The 20,384-nt window shown below is 59.9% G+C and carries 17 protein-coding genes; 9 read left to right on the top strand and 8 right to left on the bottom strand.

The window, feature by feature from the left end; genetic code table 11:
• The first annotated feature begins 255 nt into the window (after positions 1–255).
• Entirely contained in the window at positions 256–495 is a 240-nt protein-coding gene (locus GOW09_RS03500) for a hypothetical protein (protein WP_171115678.1), read from the top strand.
• Here the strand turns inward: GOW09_RS03500 and GOW09_RS03495 are convergent.
• On the bottom strand, positions 484–1,107 hold the full coding sequence (locus GOW09_RS03495; protein WP_171115677.1) for a helix-turn-helix domain-containing protein: 624 nt from the start codon (positions 1,105–1,107) through the stop codon (positions 484–486). The genes GOW09_RS03500 and GOW09_RS03495 overlap by 12 nt on opposite strands.
• 64 nt (positions 1,108–1,171) lie before the next feature.
• Between GOW09_RS03495 and GOW09_RS03490 the strand changes: the two genes are divergently transcribed.
• The 4 genes from GOW09_RS03490 to GOW09_RS03475 all read left to right on the top strand — a co-directional run bounded on the left by GOW09_RS03490 (position 1,172) and on the right by GOW09_RS03475 (position 6,347).
• Positions 1,172–2,689: a class I adenylate-forming enzyme family protein gene (locus GOW09_RS03490; protein ID WP_171115675.1), complete on the top strand. Its 1,518-nt coding sequence runs from the start codon at positions 1,172–1,174 to the stop codon at positions 2,687–2,689.
• Complete coding sequence (locus GOW09_RS03485; RefSeq protein ID WP_171115673.1) at positions 2,686–3,345, top strand: DsbA family oxidoreductase; 660 nt, start codon at positions 2,686–2,688, stop codon at positions 3,343–3,345. Before GOW09_RS03490 ends, GOW09_RS03485 begins: the two co-directional genes overlap by 4 nt.
• Positions 3,346–3,421: 76 nt before the next feature.
• Positions 3,422–4,630, top strand: a complete 1,209-nt coding sequence (locus tag GOW09_RS03480; RefSeq protein ID WP_171115671.1) for a multidrug effflux MFS transporter — start codon at positions 3,422–3,424, stop codon at positions 4,628–4,630.
• 58 nt (positions 4,631–4,688) lie between these two features.
• Positions 4,689–6,347, top strand: coding sequence for a tetratricopeptide repeat protein (locus GOW09_RS03475; RefSeq protein WP_171115669.1), 1,659 nt, complete (start codon positions 4,689–4,691; stop codon positions 6,345–6,347).
• 141 nt (positions 6,348–6,488) lie between these two features.
• On the opposite strand, the gene mfd is transcribed toward GOW09_RS03475, so the two are convergent.
• A complete protein-coding gene (mfd, locus tag GOW09_RS03470; protein WP_171115666.1) occupies positions 6,489–9,947 on the bottom strand; it encodes a transcription-repair coupling factor in 3,459 nt (1,152 codons plus the stop codon).
• Positions 9,948–9,968: 21 nt separating this feature from the next.
• Positions 9,969–10,493, bottom strand: a complete 525-nt coding sequence (locus tag GOW09_RS03465; protein WP_152458141.1) for a component of SufBCD complex — start codon at positions 10,491–10,493, stop codon at positions 9,969–9,971.
• 120 nt (positions 10,494–10,613) lie between these two features.
• Here GOW09_RS03465 and hemB point away from each other — a divergent pair, with 120 nt between their 5' ends.
• The 4 genes from hemB to GOW09_RS03445 all read left to right on the top strand — a co-directional run bounded on the left by hemB (position 10,614) and on the right by GOW09_RS03445 (position 15,466).
• The gene (hemB, locus tag GOW09_RS03460) at positions 10,614–11,612 is read left to right on the top strand and encodes a porphobilinogen synthase (protein WP_171115665.1); all 999 of its coding nucleotides are present in this window, start codon (positions 10,614–10,616) and stop codon (positions 11,610–11,612) included.
• A gap of 142 nt (positions 11,613–11,754) precedes the next feature.
• Complete coding sequence (locus GOW09_RS03455) at positions 11,755–12,330, top strand: YSC84-related protein (RefSeq protein WP_171115663.1); 576 nt, start codon at positions 11,755–11,757, stop codon at positions 12,328–12,330.
• A gap of 168 nt (positions 12,331–12,498) precedes the next feature.
• On the top strand, positions 12,499–14,961 hold the full coding sequence (locus tag GOW09_RS03450) for a penicillin acylase family protein (protein WP_171115661.1): 2,463 nt from the start codon (positions 12,499–12,501) through the stop codon (positions 14,959–14,961).
• A 109-nt stretch (positions 14,962–15,070) separates the two neighbouring features.
• Positions 15,071–15,466 carry a nuclear transport factor 2 family protein gene (locus GOW09_RS03445; protein ID WP_171115659.1) on the top strand — a complete coding sequence of 132 codons (396 nt, stop codon included), beginning with the start codon at positions 15,071–15,073 and terminating at the stop codon, positions 15,464–15,466.
• A 1-nt stretch (position 15,467) separates the two neighbouring features.
• Here GOW09_RS03445 and GOW09_RS03440 read toward each other — a convergent pair whose 3' ends face one another.
• The 5 genes from GOW09_RS03440 to trkA all read right to left on the bottom strand — a co-directional run bounded on the left by GOW09_RS03440 (position 15,468) and on the right by trkA (position 20,351).
• Positions 15,468–15,773 (bottom strand): putative quinol monooxygenase, encoded by a 306-nt coding sequence (locus GOW09_RS03440; RefSeq protein WP_152458146.1) that lies wholly within the window; start codon positions 15,771–15,773, stop codon positions 15,468–15,470.
• Between the two features lie 20 nt (positions 15,774–15,793).
• Complete coding sequence (gene hflX / locus GOW09_RS03435) at positions 15,794–17,065, bottom strand: GTPase HflX (protein WP_171115657.1); 1,272 nt, start codon at positions 17,063–17,065, stop codon at positions 15,794–15,796.
• Entirely contained in the window at positions 17,065–17,304 is a 240-nt protein-coding gene (gene hfq / locus GOW09_RS03430) for an RNA chaperone Hfq (protein ID WP_005982826.1), read from the bottom strand. The genes hflX and hfq overlap by 1 nt, the downstream gene beginning before the upstream one ends.
• Positions 17,305–17,436: 132 nt before the next feature.
• Positions 17,437–18,975 carry a TrkH family potassium uptake protein gene (locus tag GOW09_RS03425; RefSeq protein ID WP_171115655.1) on the bottom strand — a complete coding sequence of 513 codons (1,539 nt, stop codon included), beginning with the start codon at positions 18,973–18,975 and terminating at the stop codon, positions 17,437–17,439.
• Positions 18,975–20,351, bottom strand: coding sequence for a Trk system potassium transporter TrkA (gene trkA, locus GOW09_RS03420; RefSeq protein ID WP_152458149.1), 1,377 nt, complete (start codon positions 20,349–20,351; stop codon positions 18,975–18,977). Before trkA ends, GOW09_RS03425 begins: the two co-directional genes overlap by 1 nt.
• Positions 20,352–20,384: the final 33 nt, after the last annotated feature.

The raw sequence follows: 20,384 nt of genomic DNA, 5'->3' as shown, positions 1-20,384 counted from the left end.
AGCTGGCGATGACCTCGCCTCTCTGCCTGCCGGGACAATCTGGCGCTGCGGATTACAGAACAACCGGGCCCGCCACCACTCACACCAAATGTAGGCCCGCCGGCCCGTTGCGGAAACTTCGCAGCGGGCACTTTTCCCCCTCAAGAAGGCGAGATCCAGCGCTGCGACATTTTGTCATGTCTTACGTCACGGCACCCTATCCGTACTGTGAAGCGGGGGAGAGCAGTCCTAATCGTTGCTAAGGGAAGCTCATTGATGATAAACTGGACCGATCTTACGAACGACTGGAATGCGGCATGCGAACGCGCAAAGCGGCGTTTTCCGAACCTGCGTGACAAGGACATGATGCGCGTATTGAAGGATCGAAAAGGGTTTGAAGCCTATTTGGCCGAACGTCACCAACTTACGATGAATGAGGCGCATGAAGAGGTCGAAGACTTCCTGTTCACCGAAGGGCTGAACCGGGAATACAGCAGAACCGCTTTAGGCAAGTGATGTAACCCAAAGGATCGTCGCGTCTTCATCACTGACGGAAATCACGTTGTGGCCCATGCTGCCGTCGTAATACGCGCTGTCCCCTCTGCGCATCTCAACCGGCTCGTAAAACTCGGTGTAAAGCTTGACGACACCGGTCAGCACATACATGAATTCTTCGCCGTCATGGCGCACCCAGCCGTCAAATTCATCCATTGATCTTGCGCGGACCCGCGCACGATAGGGCAGCATCTGTTTCTTGGTCAGGGTTTCGGCTAGCAGCTCATGCTCATAGGTTGTGGTGGCATGAGCTGTGCCGTCGCCCACACGGGTGATCGCCATGCGTCCGATCACCTGTTCGCGCTGGGGCGGCGTAAACAGTTGCGGAACAGAAATCTCCAGCCCGGTCGCAAGCTTCTTGAGCGCGTCGTAAGTCGGCGACATCTGCCCGTTTTCAATCTTGCTGAGGGTCGAGCGTGCCAATCCGGCCTGACTGGCGGCCTGTTCCAATGTCCATTCCCGCGCTTTGCGCAGCTCTCGCACACGTGCGCCAAGGTCCAGCGGTTCGACTTCGGTATGGTCGCCAGAGTCGCGGGCAATTCGGATCAGAGATTTGGGGTCTTGAGTGCTCATGACCCTTCTATAGGCCCGGCCAGCCACGCTTGCAACGCGGCAGGCGGCGCGATAGCCAGAGGCCATGTTGTCAATCTTCGATCAGGGGTCGCCCGCACCCTGCCCCACGCCATTCAATCTGGCGGCCCATGTTCTGGGCCGTGCCGATCACGCGCAGGATAAAGTGGCTTTGTCGATATTGCGCCCGAACGGCGCGCAGGACTGGACCTATCGCGATCTGAAAGCGGCTGTGCTGGGCACAGGCACGGGATTGCTGCGGGCCGGGTTGAAACCCGGTGATATCGCGCTGATGCGGCTGGGAAACACGGTGGATTTCCCGATTGCTTATCTGGGGGCAATTGCCGTGGGCATCGTACCGGTGCCGACATCGTCACAACTGACGGAACCCGAAACCGCCAAAATGATCGACGAGCTTTCTCCGGCGGTGATTCTGCGTGATCCGGGCGTTGCCTGCGCCTCGCATTCCAAGCAGATCGGGCTGGACGCGCTGAAAGCGATGCGATGCCTGCCCCCGGCAGAATTTGACATGGGCGATCCGGAACGTATGGCCTATGCCGTCTATACCTCTGGAACCTCGGGCAAGCCTCGTGCCGTGGCCCATGCCCACCGGGCAATCTGGGCGCGGCAGATGATGGTTGATGGCTGGTATGGTCTGCGCGAGACCGACCGGCTTTGTCACGCCGGAGCATTCAACTGGACCTATACGCTGGGCACCGGCCTGATGGATCCATGGACCATGGGCGCAACTGCCCTGATCCCCATGCCCGGCACCGAAATCACGGCCCTGCCTGCCCTGCTGCGCCAGCATGGCGCAACGATCTTTGCAGCGGCCCCCGGGGTCTTTCGCAAGATGGTGCAAGGGCGCGATCAGATGGAGCTACCAGACCTGCGCCACGGCTTGTGCGCGGGTGAGAAACTGTCGCGCGCGCTGCACGAACAATGGCGAAAGGCCACCGGCACCGAGTTGTTCGAAGCCTATGGCATGTCCGAATGCTCTACCTTCATTTCTTCCAGCCCGGATCACCCCGCGCGCAGCGACGCATTAGGACAACCGCAACCGGGGCGTCGTGTGGCGATCCTTGGTCCGGACGGTCCGGTGCCGAAGGGGCAAGAAGGCACCATTGCCGTTCACCGCACTGACCCCGGCTTGATGCTGACCTATCTCAACGCACCCGATGAGGTTGAAACGCGGATACAGGGAGAGTGGTTTTTGACCGGCGATCAGGGCGCCATGGCCGTGGATGGTCAGATCAGCTATCTGGGCCGCGACGACGATATGATGAACGCGGGTGGCTATCGCGTGTCCCCGGTCGAGGTCGAAGCCGCCCTGTCCCGCTTTCCGGGCATCACTCAGGTCGGCGCCGCCGCGGTCGAGGTCAAACCGGACACATTTGTGATAGCGGCCTTCTATACGGGCCCGGAAAAGCTGGACGATGCGGCCTTGCGCACCTATGTCGAAGCCAACCTGGCGCGTTACAAACAACCACGCGCCTTCATCCATCTGCCCGCCCTGCCGACCGGCGGAAATGGCAAACTCCTGCGCCGGGCGCTGCCGGCCTATTTCGAGGCACCAACAAAATGACCCAGACCGTCAAGCTCGACATCCTGTCCGATCCGATCTGCCCGTGGTGCTATATCGGCAAGACTCAACTGGACAAGGCGCTGGCCAACGTACCCGACCACCCCTTTGTCATTGAATGGCATCCGTTCCAGTTGAATCCTGACATGCCGGATGCAGGAATGGATCGGCGCGATTATCTCGAGCGCAAGTTCGGCGGCAAGGACGGCGCGGTTCGCGCCTATGCGCCGGTGGTGGAACATGCCGAAAAGGCCGGTCTGAACATCAACTTCGAGGCTATGAAACGTACCCCCAACACGCTGGATGCGCATCGCCTGATCCATTGGGCTGGCATCGAAGGCAAGCAGAATGCCGTCGTCGACGCGCTGTTCGACGCCTATTTCGTGCAGGGTCGCGACATCGGCGACCACGAAGTCTTGGCCGATATCGCGGACAGCGCCGGAATGGACGCCGCCGTGGTCATGAAGCTGCTGAAATCAGACGCCGACCGCGAGGATATCCGCAGCCGCGATGCTCATTCCCGCAAAATGGGTGTGAGCTCGGTCCCGACCTTCATTGTCGCCAATCAACACGCAGTTCCCGGTGCCCAACCTCCTGAAATGTGGGAGAAAGTGATCGCTGAAATCATATCTCAACTTGAGGCTTCCCCTGCAGAATAGCACAGAGGTCTGTGCAAATTTCCAGTCTGGCCTATGCCGACCCGCCGTGATAGCGCGAACGGGTTAGGAGGTCTTCATGGCCAATCGCATGTCGAAGGCGGAATTCATTGCACTGATTGCAATGATGTTCGCCACCATAGCCTTTTCGATCGATTCAATGCTGCCTGCGCTGCCCGAGATCGGCGCGCAGCTCAGCCCCGATGACGTTAACCGTGCCCAACTGATCCTGACGTCATTTGTGTTGGGCATGGGGATCGGCACGTTTTTCACAGGCCCGCTTTCGGATGCGCTGGGACGCAAGCCGGTCATTTACGGCGGCGCGGCTTTGTACATTGCGGCGTCTGCTGTCGCATGGGCCAGTTCTTCACTGGAACTGGTCTTGATTGCACGTGTGGTTCAGGGCCTGGGCGCCGCAGGTCCGCGCGTGGTGGCCATGGCGATCATTCGCGACTTGTATTCAGGCCGCGAAATGGCGCGTATCATCTCAATCGCGATGATGATTTTCACACTGGTACCCGCAGCGGCACCGATGCTGGGCGCCGGTGTGATCGCTTTGTTCGGATGGCGCGGGATCTTTGTGTCTTTCATTCTGTTTGCGTTGATCATCATTTCCTGGATGGGCATTCGGTTGCCGGAATCTCTGGCCCGTGAAAACCGTCGTCCCTTCCGCATTCCGTTGATGTTCTCGGCCACGAAGGAAATGTTCTCGCATCCGACCGTGCGCCTTTCGATCATAGTTCAGACCCTGTGCATGGGGGTGCTGTTCACCATGCTGACAATGGTTCAGCCCGTTTATGACGTTATCCATGACCGCGCCGAAAGCTTTCCGTTCTGGTTCGGGTTCGTGGCGCTGATGTCCGGGTCGGCCAGTTTGCTGAACGCGGCATTAGTGGTGCGTGTGGGCATGCGCCGGATGGTGACATGGGCGCTGGGGGGGCAAATCCTGATTACCACCTTTGTCATGACCCTGAACGCCGCGCATCTTTCACCAGAAGCCTCATTCGCGCTGTTCGTGTTCTGGCAAACCATGGTGTTTTTCATGGCCGGCGTGACGCTGGGCAACCTGAACGCCATCGCGATGGAGCCGATGGGGCATATTGCCGGAATGGCAGCCTCGGTCATCGGATCGATATCGACGGTGCTGGCCGCTGCCATCGCCGCCCCGATCGGGTTGTTGTTCGACGGTTCGATCGCGCCTTTGACCTTCGGCATCCTGAGCATGTGCATTCTGGCCTTCGGGCTTATGCTGCACATGGGCCGCGTTGAAGAACGTCTGCCAGCCTGATCTGTGCGACTCGTCAGAAACACGCTACCCTCGACCTGAACCAAGCGGAGGGCTTCTGATGCGCGAATACTATGATCTGGGCAGCTATTCATGTCCGGTAACGACCTCCGTTCCCGAGGCTCAGCTGTGGTTCGACCGCGGCCTGAACTGGACCTATGGGTACAATCACGAAGAAGCCGTGGTTTGTTTCCAGCGCGCAGCCGAACATGACCCCCAATGCGCCATGGCATATTGGGGCGTCGCCTACGCGGCGGGACCGAATTACAACCTGCCATGGGACTTGCAGGACGAGCGGGGACGCCGCAAGGCGCTGGCGCTGGCTTATGATGCCATGCAAAACGCCCTTCGATTGGCAGACGGCTGTACCCCCGTCGAGCAAGCTCTGATCCGAGCCCTCCCTGCGCGCTATCCGCAACGAGAGCCGGCAGAGGACATGCACCGGTGGGACCAAGATTTTGCCGAAGCGATGCGCGCGGCCTTCGCCGCGCACCGCGATCATGCGGACCTGCGCACGATCTACGTCGAGGCGCTATTGAACCTGACGCCCTGGAAAATGTGGGACCTGCAAACAGGTCAACCGGCAGAAGGCGCTGCAACGCTTGAAGCACAAGAGGCGTTGGAATGGGCCATGGCCAACGATCCGGCCGCCATGTCACATCCCGGCCTGCTGCATCTTTATGTTCACCTGATGGAGATGTCGCCCACGCCGGAAAAAGCTCTGAAAGCCGGTGATGTCCTGCGCACATTGGTGCCCGATGCGGGGCACCTGGTGCATATGCCAACACATATTGACGTGCTGTGCGGCCATTATCACAATGTGGTGCAGTGGAACGAAAAAGCCTCGGATGCGGATCTGAAGTATTACGAACGCGAAGGCGCGTTCAATATCTACACCGGATACCGCCAACACAACTATCACTTCGCCATCTACGGCGCGCTGTTTCTGGGTCAGATCGAACCTGCCCTGCGCGCCAATCAGGGTTTGTGGGATACAACGCCAGAGGAGATGCTACGCATCGAAAGCCCCCCAATGGCGGACTACTTCGAAAGCTACATGTCCATGGGACCGCACATCCTGATCCGCTTTGGCCGCTGGGAAGAGGCCAAGGCGCTGGAGCTGCCCTCCGATCCGGATCTCTACCGCACCCTGACGGCCACGACCCATTACGCCCGCGCCATCGCACATGCCGCAACCGGTGACGTTGTCCATGCCGAAGCGGAAGAGAACCTGTTTCTGGCAGCCAGGGAATGCGTTCCGGAAACACGCCGGTTGCACAACAATCGTGTGATCGACCTGCTGGAAATCGCGGGGGAGATGCTGCGCGGTGAGATCGAATACCGAAAGGGCAATTTCGAGATCGCCTTTGCCCATCTGCGCCGCTCGGTCCAATTGGACGACACCTTGCCCTATGACGAGCCCTGGGGCTGGATGCAGCCCACCCGCCACGCGCTTGGCGCATTGCTGTTCGAACAAGGTCATGCGGCAGAAGCAGAGGCCGTCTATCGCGAAGATCTTGGCCTAGGCGGCTCGCTCAGCCGCGCTTCGATCCATCTCGACAACGTCTGGAGCCTGAAGGGGCTGTACGATTGTCTCAAAGCCCGCGGGGAAGATGTTGAAATCCGACAGATCAAACAACGCCTCGACTTGGCTTTGGCCCGCGCTGATCGGGCGGTTGCAGCGTCTTGCTTCTGCGCGCAGGCTGCAATGCGTGTATAGGCGGGATCGCGCTGCCGCGCGATGCCTCCGGCGGGGATATTTTCAGCCAGATGAAGCTGGGATCCGTGACTTCATCTGGCCGTAAATATCCCGGGGGAGATGCGCCGAACGCGCAGCGGGGGCAGAGCCCCATCCTGCCTATCAACCAGCCTTGGTCTTCTTCTTTTCCGCGACCACTTTTTCAGCAAGGTCGCGGGCAATCGCAAAGGCCCCTTTGATCTTGTCGCTGTCTTTCTTCCAATCCCGGCGCACGACGATCTTGTTATCCTTGACCTTGGCCATGCCGCGCTGGTTCTGAATGAATTCGACCAATCCCTGAGGGGATGCGAACTTGTCATTATGGAACTGGATCGTCGCGCCTTTCGGGCCTCCGTCCAGCTTGGCGATGCCCGCCCTTTTGCACATGGCCTTGATGCGCACGACCAGCATCAGGGTATTCACCTCTTTCGGCAATTTGCCGAAACGGTCGATCAACTCTGCGGCAAAGCCTTCCAATTCGACCTTGGTCGACAGCGACGACAAGCGGCGGTAGAGGCCGAGACGAACATCCAGATCGGGCACGTAATCATCGGGTATCAGAACCGGCACGCCCAGATTGATCTGTGGGGCCCATTGGTCGTCGGCATCTGACAGGCCCTCCATCTCGCCGGCCTTGATCTTGGCAATCGCTTCTTCCAGCATGGATTGATAAAGTTCGTAGCCCACATCGCGCATCTGGCCAGACTGCTCTTCGCCCAGCAGATTGCCAGCGCCCCGAATGTCGAGGTCCTGGCTGGCCAGAGTGAACCCGGCGCCCAGCGTATCCAGCGAGCCCAGAACCCGCAGGCGTTTCTCGGCCGTAGCCGTCAGTTTCTGCCGTGGCTTGGTGGTCAGATAGGCATAGGCACGGGTTTTGGATCGCCCCACCCGGCCCCGGATCTGGTAGAGCTGCGCAAGACCGAACATATCGGCGCGGTGCACGACCATCGTGTTCGCCGTTGGAATGTCCAAACCGCTTTCCACAATTGTCGTCGCCAGCAGCACATCATACTTACCGTCATAAAACGCGTTCATTCGGTCATCGAGTTCACCCGCCGCCATCTGGCCATGTGCAACCACATAGGTCAGTTCCGGCAGCTGGCTTTTCAGGAACTCCTCGATCTCGGGCAGGTCCGAGATGCGCGGAACCACGTAGAAACTTTGCCCGCCGCGATAGTGTTCGCGCAGCAGCGCCTCGCGGATCGTGACCGCGTCGAATTCGCTGACATAGGTTCTGATCGCCAAGCGGTCGATGGGCGGTGTGCCGATGATCGACAGATCGCGCACCCCGGTCAGCGACAATTGCAAGGTTCGCGGAATCGGGGTTGCGGTCAGAGTGAGAACATGGATGTCACTGCGCAGTTGCTTCAGCCGTTCCTTGTGTCCCACGCCGAAATGTTGTTCTTCGTCGATGACCAGTAGACCCAGATTGTGAAACCGTATGTTCTTGGCCAACAGCGCATGGGTCCCGATCACGATATCGACCGTGCCCTTGGCCAGCCCCTCACGTGTCTGCTGCGCCTCTTTGGCCGAGACGAAGCGCGACAATTGCCGCACTTCCAGAGGGAAGCCGCGAAACCGTTCCCTGAAGCTTGCCGCATGCTGTCGGGCAAGCAGTGTTGTCGGTGCCACGACCGCAACCTGCACGCCGGACATGGCGGCGACAAAGGCGGCGCGCATCGCCACCTCGGTCTTGCCAAAACCGACGTCGCCGCAGATCAGGCGATCCATGGGGGCACCAGAATGCATGTCTTCCATCACATCCGAGATGGCGCGCAACTGGTCATCGGTTTCCTGATAGGGGAAACGCGCGCTGAACTCCTCCCACGCGTGCGGCGGAGGGTCCATAACGGGGGCTTTACGCAAAGCACGTTCCGCCGCGATGCGGATCAGCTTGTCCGCCATCTCGCGAATGCGCTCTTTCAGCTTGGCCTTCTTGGCCTGCCAGGCGCCACCGCCGAGTCGATCCAAGAGCCCTTCGTCATGGCCGTATTTCGACAGCAGTTCGATGTTTTCGACCGGTAGGTACAACTTTGCCTGCTCGGCATATTCCAGCAGCAGGCATTCATGGGCGGCACCGGCGGCCGTGACGACCTCCATCCCCATGTATCGACCAATGCCGTGATCCACATGCACCACCAGATCACCGGGGCTGAGGGATTGGGTCTCGGTCAGGAAATTCTCGGCCTTGCGGCGCTTTTTGGGTTGGCGGATCAGCCTGTCGCCCAGAACATCCTGTTCGGCGATCACCGTCAGGTCGGGGGTCTCGAAACCATGTTCCAGCGCCCAGACGGCAAGGTGCAGGCCGCGCTTTCCGATGCGCGTTCCATTGGCAATGGGAATCGCCTCGGCCAGACCTTCATCCTCGATCAGGCCGGTCAGACGTTCGCGCGCACCTTCTGAATAGGACGCAATCAGCACCGGACCTTTGTCAAGCTTGGCGGTGATGTGGCTGGCCAGAGCACCGAACAGGCTGATGCTTTCCTGCTGACGTTCCGGAGCAAAGTTGCGCCCGATCCGCCCGCCCGCATCGATGACACCGGGACCCGAGGCCTGCGGCAAAGGACTGAACTGCATGACGCGCCGATCCGCAACAGCCGCCTCCCACGCGGCATCATCCAGATACAGCAGCCCCGGAGGTGTGGGTTTATAGACCGTATCCATGCGGGATCGGTTTTCCAGCGCTAGACGCCGGGTTTCGTATTGATCGGCAATCGTCTCCCATCGGGCCAATCTGGCCGGTGTAACCTGATCATCGACGGTGATCGTGGCATCCGGCAGATAATCAAACAGTGTTTCAAGCTTCTCGTGGAAGAAGGGCAGCCAATGTTCGATACCCTGATGCTTGCGACCGGCGCTTACCGCTTCGTAGAGCGGATCATCCGTACCCGCGGCACCGAATTCGATCCGATAATTCTGGCGGAACCGCGTGATGGCCGCATCATCCAGAATGACCTCGGACACCGGCGCAAGTTCAACCACGTCCAGCTTTTCGGTCGTGCGCTGAGACACGGGATCAAAACGGCGCGCGCCGTCCAGTACGTCTCCGAACAGGTCCAGACGGACGGGGCCCGATTCACCCGGCGGGAAGATGTCGATGATACCGCCGCGAATGGCGTAATCGCCCGGCTCCATCACGGTGGGGCTTTGCGTGAAGCCCATGCGCACCAGGAAGTTGCGTAGCGCGGCCTCATCTATGCGCTGATCGACACGGGCGGTGAACGCCGCTTCGCGCAGCACGTCTCGCGCCGGGACGCGTTGGGTTGCCGCATTCAATGTCGTCAACAACACGAATTTCTGCGGCATCTGGTGAACCAGCGCCGCCAGCGTGGCAACACGGGCCGCTGAAATGTCGGCATTGGGGGACACCCTGTCATAGGGCAGACAATCCCAGCCCGGAAACACGAAGACCGGCATGTCGGGGGCAAAGAAGGCCAGTGCCGCGCGCATCGCCTCCATCCGCTTGTCGTCACGTGCGACATGGGCCACCGGCCCGTTGCTGCGGGCGATTTCGTTCAGCACAAGCTGCGCGTCAAACCCTTCGGGGGCGCCGCCAACTGTCACGTGGTTCGGAGCCTTCATCGCCTCGCCTTTCAGATTTTGCTATCCCAGAACGCCAATCGAGATGTTCTGATACATGCCCCAGAACGAAGTGACCAGTATCGAGATCATGCCTATGATCTGGGTATAGAGCCGGCAGCGCGCAATGGTTTTCGAAACGGACTCGAGCGTCAGTTCCTGCCGCCGCAATCGTCGCGCGTGCACGATGTTCACCACCAGAACAAGCGTCAGTGGAAACAGAAGAAGGAACACGGCCTGCGCGAATTCGACGCCGTAATAGAACCCAAGCGTGGCCAGCCCGGTGAACAGAAAACACCCGAATGCCAACAGGATGGTGCCTGACATGTCGACGATCAACAGGATCCGGTTGGTGTGTATGCGAACGATGTCCAGTAGGTCGATCTCGACCTGCCCGCCAATGCGTCGGGCACGCACCACCAGATCGTAGGGAATGCCCATTACCCAGTGACTCGCCGAAGACCAGACAACCGCCAGCACGATCCAGAACCAGAGATTCGAAAAGCTGCGCATGTCGATGACTTCAAAGATCGAAGAGTACCAGTCCAAACCCAACCCTTTATTCAAACCACTCAGGGAGGATTGGCCACGCTGCCGCGTCCATTGATACCCTTGAGACCTTTGTGAATTCATGCCACCCAATGCACGAATGTTCAAGGAGAACGCGCCATGAAACCGACCATTGCCCCCTATCCCATGACCCGCTTTCGGCGTGCCCGTCAATCCCGGGCAATCCGCGGACTTGTGCGCGAGAACACCTTGACCACGGACGACCTGATCTGGCCCGTTTTCGTCCGCGACGGCGAAGGGGTTGAAGAACCTGTTCCCTCGATGCCGGGAGTGGTGCGCCGGTCGGTGGATCTGATTGCAAAAGCGGCCGTCGAAGCGCAAGCGCTTGGAATCCCGGCGATATGCATCTTTCCCTACACGGATTCCGCGCTCAAGACCGAAGACTGCGCCGAGGCCTGGAACCCCGACAACCTGTCGAACCGGGCGATCCGGGCGATCAAGGCGGCAGCCCCTGACATTGCGGTGATGACGGACGTGGCGCTGGACCCGTACAATATCAATGGTCATGACGGTTATGTCGTCGACGGCGAGATCGTGAATGATCAGACCATCGAAGCGTTGGTCAAGATGACCCTTGCCCAGGCCGATGCCGGCGCCGACATCATCGGACCGTCGGACATGATGGACGGCCGGATCGGGGAAATGCGCCGCGCATTGGAAGGTGCCGGGCATCGCAACGTGATGATCCTCAGCTATGCCGCGAAATACGCCAGCGCTTTTTATGGGCCCTTCCGCGACGCCGTGGGTGCCTCGGGCGCGCTGACCGGTGACAAGAAAACCTATCAGATGGACCCGGCCAACTCGAACGAAGCCCTGCGCCTGATCGAACGCGATCTGACCGAAGGCGCGGACATGGTGATGATCAAACCCGGAATGCCCTATTTGGATATCTGCCGTCGTGTGAAAGACAGCTTTGGTGCACCCACCTATGCCTACCAAGTCTCGGGCGAATACGCGATGATCCAGGCAGCCGCCCAGAATGGCTGGATCGACGCAGAAAAGGCGATGCTGGAAAGCCTGCTGGCCTTCAAGCGCGCCGGGTGCGACGGTATTCTGACCTATTTTTCGCCTCAGGTTGCCCGCATCCTGCAGGGCTAAAACCCCGAAGAGTCGCAATTTTTCGCCGACAAGCCCCCTTGAGCGGGCAGCTTTCCCGTGACACATCGCCCTAATCGGCGTATCCTTGCCGGCAAGATCGGGATGACCCGACACATCAGGCACAGTTACAGAGAAAAAAACCATGAGCAGTTCCAACTCCCCCCGACTGAACCGTCGCGGCTTTGCCTTGGGCATGGCATGCCTGTCCCTGACCGCCGCCTGCGGCAACGGCGTCGGCAATTCAAACTCGGCCATGATCGACGCCCGCGTCGATGCCACGCTGACCGAAATGTACAGCCGGTATCCCAACACCGTGGAAATCGCGAACAAAGCCAACGGCATGTTGGTTATGCCCCTGATCACCGACGCCGGATTGATCTTCTTTGGCGGTGCCTACGGCCAAGGCGCGCTGCGCATCAACGGCGCAACGGTCGATTACTATTCTGCAATTTCAGGAACCGCGGGTCTGCAAATCGGTGCGCAGCAATATGCGCATATCCTGTTCTTCATGACCGAAGATGCGCTGAACGATTTCCGCCGTTCCAGCGGATGGACAGCCGGTGCCGATATTGGATATGTAGTTGACGCAACTGGGAATTCCTTGTCCACGGACACGACAACACTGCGTTCGCCGGTGCTGGCGGTGGTCTTTGGCCAGGCCGGTCTAAAATTCGGCGCGACCGTCGAAGGTACGAAATACACCCGCATCATCCCATAACCCGGATTACCACTTCCCCCACACACGGCCCCGTCGCAGCACAACACTGCGGCGGGGCATTTGATTTCACCCCTTCCCGCGCAGGTTCTTGCCGCGTTCCTCTTTCGGTCGGACCGACCATCCTCTAGTCTCTGCGCAACATTTATCTGAACAAGAATAGGGGCAGTAATGGGTCTTGTTTTCCGCTGGCTGGTGCGCATCGCGTCGGGTTTGATCATCCTGATCCTCGCCGCCATGGGCCTTGTCTATTTTCTGGCCAGCCAATCCCTGCCGGACTATGACCAAACGCTTGAGGTCGAAGGTCTGACCGCCCCGGTCGAGATCGTACGCGACACCGCCAACGTACCGCATATTCTGGGCCAGACCGATCCCGATGTGTTCTTTGGATTGGGATATGCCCACGCACAGGATCGACTGTGGCAGATGACGGTCATGCGCCGTACCGCGCAAGGTCGTCTGTCCGAGGTCTTTGGCCCGCGCACGCTTCACATCGACAAGCTGCTGCGCAGGTTGGACCTTTACGGGCTGGCCCACCGATCAGTCGAGGTGCAGGACGATTATACCAAGGCCGCCTTGCGTGCCTATTCCGCCGGGGTCAATGCCCGCCTGACCGAGATCAACGAAGAGGCGCTGGGTCGCGGCGCACCCGAGATGTTCCTGTTCAACGCTCCGGTCTCGCCCTGGCAACCGGGTGACAGTATCGCAATAATCAAGCTGATGGCGCTGCAACTGTCAGGCCACCTGACCGATGAAGTTCTGCGCGCGCGCACGTCCTTGATGCTGAACAACCCAGAACGTCTGGCCGACATCCTGCCCGACGTTCCCGGACCCGGCATTGCCGCGCTGCCCGAATATGCCACCCTGTTCCCAGATCTTCCGCGTTATGCGGCGGGAACGGACATTCCCGAAACACCTCTTTCACCCCTTCCCAAACGTGGTCTGGCCGGAGCTTCAAACGCCTGGACCGCCGCGCCGTCACGTTCTGCAAGTGGCGGAACCCTGTTGGCCAACGACCCTCATTTGGGTTTCACTGCGCCCGGGATTTGGTACCTGGCACATCTCGGCCTAGAAAAAGGCGGTGTCATCGGGGCTTCGATCCCCGGTGTGCCCGCCATCATGACCGGACGCAGCGACCGGCTGGGATGGGGGCTGACATCCTCGTATCTTGACGATCAGGACGTTCATATCGAGCAGTTGAATCCTGACAATCCCGAGGAATACCTGACCCCGACCGGCTTCAAGGAATTCCAGACCCGCCCTTCGATCATCGAGATCAAGGGGGAAGCTCCGGTAACGCTGACCCTGCGCTGGACGGACAATGGGCCGGTGCTGCCGGGCACGGATTACAAGCTGGAAACCATCACGCCGCCGGGCCATGTGGCATCGCTGTCCTGGACGGCGCTCAGCCCGCAGGACACGTCGATGTCGGCGTCCATGGCGCTGATGAACGCCGACAACGTGGAGCAGGCCATCGCGGTCGGTGAGCAGTTCATCGCGCCTTCTCAGAACCTGTCGCTGGTCGACAAGACGACCATCGGGATGAAGCTGATCGGCGCCATGCCTCGGCGTGATCTGCTAAATCAAAGTAGGGGGCGCATCCCCTCGCCCGGCTGGATCGAGGCCAATCGCTGGCAAGGCCGCCTGCCCTATGCCGACAACCCGGAATTTGTGGCCCCCGTCGGCGGCGTTCTGGGCAACACGAACAACAAGATCATCGACCGCCCCTTCCCGGATCACGTCTCGTATGAATGGGGCGATACGCAGCGCGTGCATCGTTGGGAACGCCTGATGCAATCGCGCGAGGTGCATACCCGCGACAGCTTTATCGAGGCACAGCTGGACACGGTCAGCTTTACCGCGCGGTCCCTGCTGCCGCTGATCGGTGCCGATCTGTGGTTCACCGGGGCTTCGGCCCCGGAAGGAACGCCGGAACGCCAGCGCCAGATCGCACTGTCGCTGCTGGCGGACTGGAACGGTGAGATGAACGAACACCTGCCCGAGCCGTTGATCTATGCGGCCTGGCTGCGTGCGCTGCAAATCCGGCTGATCTCGGACGAGCTTGGGCCTCTGGCCAGCGAATACAAACATGTCGAACCGCTGTTCATCGAACGGGTCTATCGCGACATTGACGGCGCGGGTGTCTGGTGCGACGTGATCCAAAGCGCACCGGTCGAGACATGCACCGAGATGGCGCGGCTTGCGCTGGACGACGCGCTGATCTGGATCTCTGAACGATATGGCAGCGCGCTTGAATCCCTTCGTTGGGGCGACGCGCATCAGGCAACGCATGATCACCCCGTGCTGGGCTCTGTCCCAATATTGCGGTTTTTTGTGAACATTCGCCAATCGACCAGCGGCGGCGACAACACATTGCTGCGTGGCCGAACATCGGGGGAAGGGCCTGATCCGTTCCAGAATGTGCACGGCGCCGGGTATCGCGGGGTTTATGACTTTGCCGACCCCAACAGCTCGGTCTTCATTACTGCGACTGGGCAATCGGGTCATTTCCTGTCGCGTTACTATGACGATCAGGCGCAGCTGTGGCGGCGTGGCGAATACATACCCATGTCACTGGATCTTGATCTGGCCCGCGCCGCGGCTGTCGGGGTAACCAATCTGATCCCGCGATAATCCGCCTATTCGGCAAGTCCCCGCCCTGTTCGCGGGGGCATCGTGGCACCCACAGCTTTATTCGCCTAACATAACGGCACCGATCATGTGGGACCAAAAGGGGGCGAGTATGGCCAGCATTCGGGATACTCTGAATAACCTCGCGCGAGACTACGCAATAGCCTGGAGCTCAGGTGACCCCGACGCGGTTGCCGGCTTCTTCGCGTCAAACGGGCAGGTCACCATCAACCGGGGCGACCCGATCGAGGGGCGCGCGGCGATCGCCGACATGGCCCGGGGTTTTTACGCGGATTTTCCGGATCTCGAGCTGCGTTGCGACATGATGCGATGGGCCGGATCTCATGCCATATTCGTCTGGACCCGCGAAGGGCACCATTCCGTAACCGGCAATCACGTCATAGCGCGCGGCTGGGAAGAATGGGAACTGACGTCAGATTACCTTGTACAATCATCATCGGGCTGGTTCGACGCGGACGACCATCAACGGCAGATAGACGGGGCCTGACTCACCGTCCGCTGGATGCGCGTTCCATCCTGTAGTCCCGCGGTATCCCCTGAGTGACCCGCGACCAGTCAAACGCCCGTGTCCGGGCCTGATGTGCATCGAAAGCTTGCTGATCTGTAAACACTTCTGACACGTTGAACCGACCTGGACGGGTCTGATCCTCGATCACGTCGAAGGATATGCAGCCCTGTTCCGCCCGGGTCAGTTTCACATGGTCCGGCAACGCCGCGCGCACCTCTTCCAGCCGGTCCACGGGCACATCGATATGGCCGGTCAGGAACACTCTTTGGTCCGGCTTGTCAGACATGGACAGCGCTGTCCCCAAATCTACAACGAGTCAAACTGAGCCGCCTGTTTATCGGTCCACAATACCGTGATGCGGAAACCGTCATCGGTCTGTTCTTCTGTACGCACCACATCCTGGCGGAACAACCAGGCCCGCTTGTCCCCGTCAGAGAAAGACAGATCCAATACCACCTCACGCCGTGCACCTTGCAGATGCATCGCAATCTCGGACAGCAACGGCGCGATGCCTTCCCCGGTTACAGCCGAAATCGCGAATATCTCAGGATCTCGGTCCGCCCGCGCCAGCGTTGCCTCGCGCTCATCGGCGCTCAGCAGGTCTATCTTGTTCCAGACCTCAAGCCGGGGCCTCTCTTCGCCGACGCCCAGCGAGGTCAGGATCGCCTCGACATCCTGCGCCTGCGCCTCGGTTTCCTCGTGGCTGATATCACGCACGTGGACGATCAGGTCGGCACCCAGGACTTCTTCCAGCGTGGCCCGGAAAGCCGCCACAAGCTCGGTAGGGAGGTTCGAGATAAAGCCCACCGTGTCCGACAGGATCACTTCGGGGCCATCGGGCAACTGTACGCGGCGCATGGTCGGATCCAGCGTGGCGAACAGCATGTCCTTGGCCATCACTTCGGCCCCGGTCAGGTGATTGAACAGCGTCGATTTCCCTGCGTTCGTATACCCGACGAGTGCGACGATTGGATAAGGCACCTTGGCCCGGGCGGCCCGGTGCAGTGTCCGGGTCTTGACCACCTTCTGCAACTGCCGCCGCAAGCGTACCAGTTGCTCGTCAATGGCGCGGCGGTCGGCTTCGATCTGGGTTTCGCCGGGTCCGCCGACAAATCCCAAACCACCGCGCTGACGTTCAAGGTGTGTCCACGCCCGTACCAGCCGCGTCCGCTGATAGCTGAGCGCGGCCATCTCGACCTGCAACACACCTTCCCGCGTGCGGGCGCGATCGCTGAAAATCTCAAGGATCAACCCGGTCCGATCGAGGATCTTGACCTTCCACGCCTTTTCCAGATTGCGCTGCTGCACCGGGGTCACCGGCCCGTCGATCAGAACCAGTTCAACCTCGTTGTCGCGAAAACGCTCGCCAAGTTCTTCAATCTTGCCGCTGCCGAACAAATACCCGGCCTGCGCGCGTTGAAGTCGCACGACTTCTGACCCGATCACGTCCAGATCGGGCAATGCGGCGGCCAGTGCCACCGCCTCTTCCAGCGCCGGTTCGGGGACACGGCGCTGTTCGTCTGATTTGATTTCGGGATGCAGCACCCAGGCCCGGGTGCGCGCCCGCTCATGTTCCATCAAGAGGCGTCTTCGCCCTCATACAGGTTGATCGGCTGTGACGGCATGATGGTCGAAATCGCGTGTTTGTAGACCAGCTGCGACTGTCCGTCGCGGCGCAACAATACGCAGAAATTGTCGAACCAGGTGATGACACCCTGCAATTTCACACCGTTGATCAGGAAAATCGTGACCGGAACCTTAGCTTTCCGTACATTGTTCAGGAAGGCATCCTGAAGATTCTGTCTGTCCGAAGCCATATTTTTATAATCTCGCCATTGTTCTTGCTACGCGCTGCGGACCAACGCGCTCCCTCCGGCAGAGTATGGAGTGCTACGCACAGATATTCCAGATGAAAAATCAGGCGTTAGCCGCCGCATGATGTGCCCGGCTCAATCCCGCCAAAGCGACGGGGTGATCAGGGCAATGATCGCCAGCGTTTCCAGACGCCCGATGACCATGGCCGCGCACAGCGTCAGCTTGGCGCTGGCAGAAAGGTCGATCAGGCGAATTGGAACGTCGGTGGCCAACTCGATCAACGGCCCCGTCGTGCTGAGTGTGGCCACGCTCAGCACCATGGCCTGTTCGAATCCGGACCCCATCGCCGCAAGCAATAGGTTGAATACCGCAAGGGTCAGCGCAAAAAGCATCAGAAAGATCCAGGCGATGAACGCACCATCGCTTTGAATGCGGCGATTGCCCCCCCCTGCACCGCTGACGGACGAGGGATAGATCAGGCGGTCGATCTCTCGTGCGCCATTCAGATATAGCGCGAAGACCCGCAACAGCTTGACCCCTCCGGCCGTCGTCGCGACCCCGCCGCCGATCAATGCCAGCCCCATCAACAGCAAACCGGGCGTTCCCAAACCCGACAGTTGCTGTGCGTCGTTCCAGTTCGCGCTTTCGAATCCGGCCGTCGTCAGGAAAGCCAGAACGGTGAACAGCATCCCCCAGATGACCTGCAAGGCCTGCATTGGTTCCATTTGACCACCGATTTCCGTCACGCCCGCGACAACCCGGAAGAACAACAGGATTGCGACAGCCAGGACAATCATCAGACCGATGCGAAACTCTGGGTCCGTATCCAGACGGGAATAGCCTGTTGTCGCGGTATCCTTCGAAAAAGTCAGACGCGAGAGAGCAAAGAACAGAAACAGAAACAGGATGGCTTCGCCCGTAAACCCGGCCTGCGCCCCTTCCATACCCCCGACCGGAGAGATTCCGGACGTGGCCATCACTGCCATCGCATGGCACACGGCCGTCAGACCGACTTCACCGGCGATCAACAGAAGAACCCAGATCACGGTCGTCAGCCCGACATAGACTGGCGTCAGGGTCCTGGCGACACGGATCAGACGGCCTCGCGGGTCCACGCGCTCGCTCTGTGCCACCCCTGACACCGGGCGCCCCGGCTGGCCTTTGGCAGTGACCTCGAACCCGCCAAGCGACAGCGGCGCAAGGATCGCCGCAGCGGCGATCCACATAAGCAGGCCGCCCATCCAACCGACCATGGCGCGCCACAAATGCAACGGGGCCGTCAGGCGGGCCGGATCCGGAAACAGGTCCGCCCCCGTGGTCGTCAGAGAACTGACCATATCGAAATAGGCGTTCAGAAAGGTGGTCGTTCCAAGCGCGTCGTGAAATGGGATCGCCAGAAAGATGGGTAGCAGCGTGAAACAGGCCAGCATCACCGCCAGCTGCCCCAACGTGCCGCGCCGGGGTATGCGGTTGGAGGACGCCATCGCGATGGTGGCAACCAGAAACAAGCCCAAGATCCCGGAATACAGAAAGGATCGTGACGTGTCGTGATCGTCCAGAGCCAACGCATAGATCGCTGGAATCCACATGGTCAGGGATGCAATGCCCCAGATCAGCAGGAACAACGGCAACCGCCGCAACAATCCAACCTGTTGTGTCCCTGCATGCGCCATCAGAAGAAATCGATTGAAACCTGCATCAGGCGTTCAACCTCTGGTACGTCCTTGGCCATGGCAAAGATTGCGACCACATCTTTTTCATCGATCCGCAGGCTGCCTGTCGGTCGCAAAACCTCGTCTCCCTTGCGGACCGCGCCCACAAGCACCCCCTCGGGAAAGTCGATATCGCGCAGACGTTGCCCGGCCATAGGCGAGGTTGACAGAACCTCGGCCTCGATCACCTCGGCCTCGGCGTCCCCTATGGAATAGACCTGACGCACCCGTCCATGCCGGATGTGCCGCAGGATCGAACTGACGGTCGTGGCTCGCGGGTTGATATAAGCATCGATCCCCAAGGGCCCCATCAGGGCCACCATGCTGGGATCGTTGATCAATGCAATAGCCAGAGCGCAGCCTTCGGCCTTGGCACGCACCGCAGCCAGCATGTTCGTACGGTCGTCATCCGTAACTGCCAGCATCGCATCGGCCCGCTCGATCCCCGCTTCGCTCAGTAACCCGGCATCCAGCCCGTCGCCATGCAGCACGATCGTCCGTTCCAGAGCTTCGGCGGCAAGTTCAGCGCAATGGCGGTCGCGTTCGATGATCTTGGCCCGCACGCGGCTTTCGCGTTCTTCCAGCGTTCTGGCCACTTCCAGCCCGACATTTCCGCCGCCCACGATCACCACGCGATCCTGCCGCTTCTGCGCCTTGCCGAACACCTCCATGGTGCGATCCACGTCCTTGACGTTGGTGAAGACATAGCATTCATCGCCCACGAACAGCTGATCCTCGGATTCGGGAGCGAACAGCGTGCCTTCGCGCCGCACCCCAACCACGATGGAACTGAGGGTCGAGAACAGATCCGTCAGCTGCCGCAACGGTGTATTCACGATCGGGCAATCCTCTTCCACCCGCACCCCAAGAAGCTGCGCCTTGCCGTCCATGAAAATCTCGGTGTCAAAGGCGGATGGGGCGGACAGGCGGCGCATGGCGGCGGCGGCAACTTCGCGTTCGGGGCTGATCACCACATCAATCGGCAGATGATCACGACGGTACAGATCCGAGTGGATCGCCTCGAGGTAGGATTTCGACCGCAGGCGCGCGATCTTGCGCTGGATCGAAAAGACCGAATGCGCCATCTGGCAGGTGACCATGTTCACCTCATCCGAATGGGTGGCGGCAATGATCATGTCAGCGTCACGGGCCCCTGCCCGTTCCAGCACGTCCGGATAACTTGCAAACCCGGCGATCCCCTGCACATCAAGCGTTTCAGTCGCCCGCCTTACCAGGTCGGGATTGTTGTCCACGACGGTAACATCGTTCAGCTCGCCCGAAAGATGCCGCGCGATCTGCCAGCCGACCTGACCCGCACCGCAAATAATGACCTTCATGCTTCTGGCCCTTCTGCCTGAAAGGATTGAATG

Source organism: Ruegeria sp. HKCCA5463 (assembly GCF_013034175.1).
Lineage (GTDB): Bacteria > Pseudomonadota > Alphaproteobacteria > Rhodobacterales > Rhodobacteraceae > Ruegeria.
This window is presented reverse-complemented; position numbering and strand designations above follow the sequence as displayed.

What these genes read in the sequence shown, in the direction of transcription:
- GOW09_RS03500 (WP_171115678.1), top strand. Translation starts at nt 256, where the DNA reads ATGATAAACTGGACCGATCTTACGAACGACTGGAATGCGGCATGCGAA.
- GOW09_RS03495 (WP_171115677.1), bottom strand. Translation starts at nt 1,107, where the DNA reads ATGAGCACTCAAGACCCCAAATCTCTGATCCGAATTGCCCGCGACTCT.
- GOW09_RS03490 (WP_171115675.1), top strand. Translation starts at nt 1,172, where the DNA reads ATGTTGTCAATCTTCGATCAGGGGTCGCCCGCACCCTGCCCCACGCCA.
- GOW09_RS03485 (WP_171115673.1), top strand. Translation starts at nt 2,686, where the DNA reads ATGACCCAGACCGTCAAGCTCGACATCCTGTCCGATCCGATCTGCCCG.
- GOW09_RS03480 (WP_171115671.1), top strand. Translation starts at nt 3,422, where the DNA reads ATGGCCAATCGCATGTCGAAGGCGGAATTCATTGCACTGATTGCAATG.
- GOW09_RS03475 (WP_171115669.1), top strand. Translation starts at nt 4,689, where the DNA reads ATGCGCGAATACTATGATCTGGGCAGCTATTCATGTCCGGTAACGACC.
- mfd (WP_171115666.1), bottom strand. Translation starts at nt 9,947, where the DNA reads ATGAAGGCTCCGAACCACGTGACAGTTGGCGGCGCCCCCGAAGGGTTT.
- hemB (WP_171115665.1), top strand. Translation starts at nt 10,614, where the DNA reads ATGAAACCGACCATTGCCCCCTATCCCATGACCCGCTTTCGGCGTGCC.
- GOW09_RS03455 (WP_171115663.1), top strand. Translation starts at nt 11,755, where the DNA reads ATGAGCAGTTCCAACTCCCCCCGACTGAACCGTCGCGGCTTTGCCTTG.
- GOW09_RS03450 (WP_171115661.1), top strand. Translation starts at nt 12,499, where the DNA reads ATGGGTCTTGTTTTCCGCTGGCTGGTGCGCATCGCGTCGGGTTTGATC.
- GOW09_RS03445 (WP_171115659.1), top strand. Translation starts at nt 15,071, where the DNA reads ATGGCCAGCATTCGGGATACTCTGAATAACCTCGCGCGAGACTACGCA.
- GOW09_RS03440 (WP_152458146.1), bottom strand. Translation starts at nt 15,773, where the DNA reads ATGTCTGACAAGCCGGACCAAAGAGTGTTCCTGACCGGCCATATCGAT.
- hflX (WP_171115657.1), bottom strand. Translation starts at nt 17,065, where the DNA reads ATGGAACATGAGCGGGCGCGCACCCGGGCCTGGGTGCTGCATCCCGAA.
- hfq (WP_005982826.1), bottom strand. Translation starts at nt 17,304, where the DNA reads ATGGCTTCGGACAGACAGAATCTTCAGGATGCCTTCCTGAACAATGTA.
- GOW09_RS03425 (WP_171115655.1), bottom strand. Translation starts at nt 18,975, where the DNA reads ATGGCGCATGCAGGGACACAACAGGTTGGATTGTTGCGGCGGTTGCCG.
- trkA (WP_152458149.1), bottom strand. Translation starts at nt 20,351, where the DNA reads ATGAAGGTCATTATTTGCGGTGCGGGTCAGGTCGGCTGGCAGATCGCG.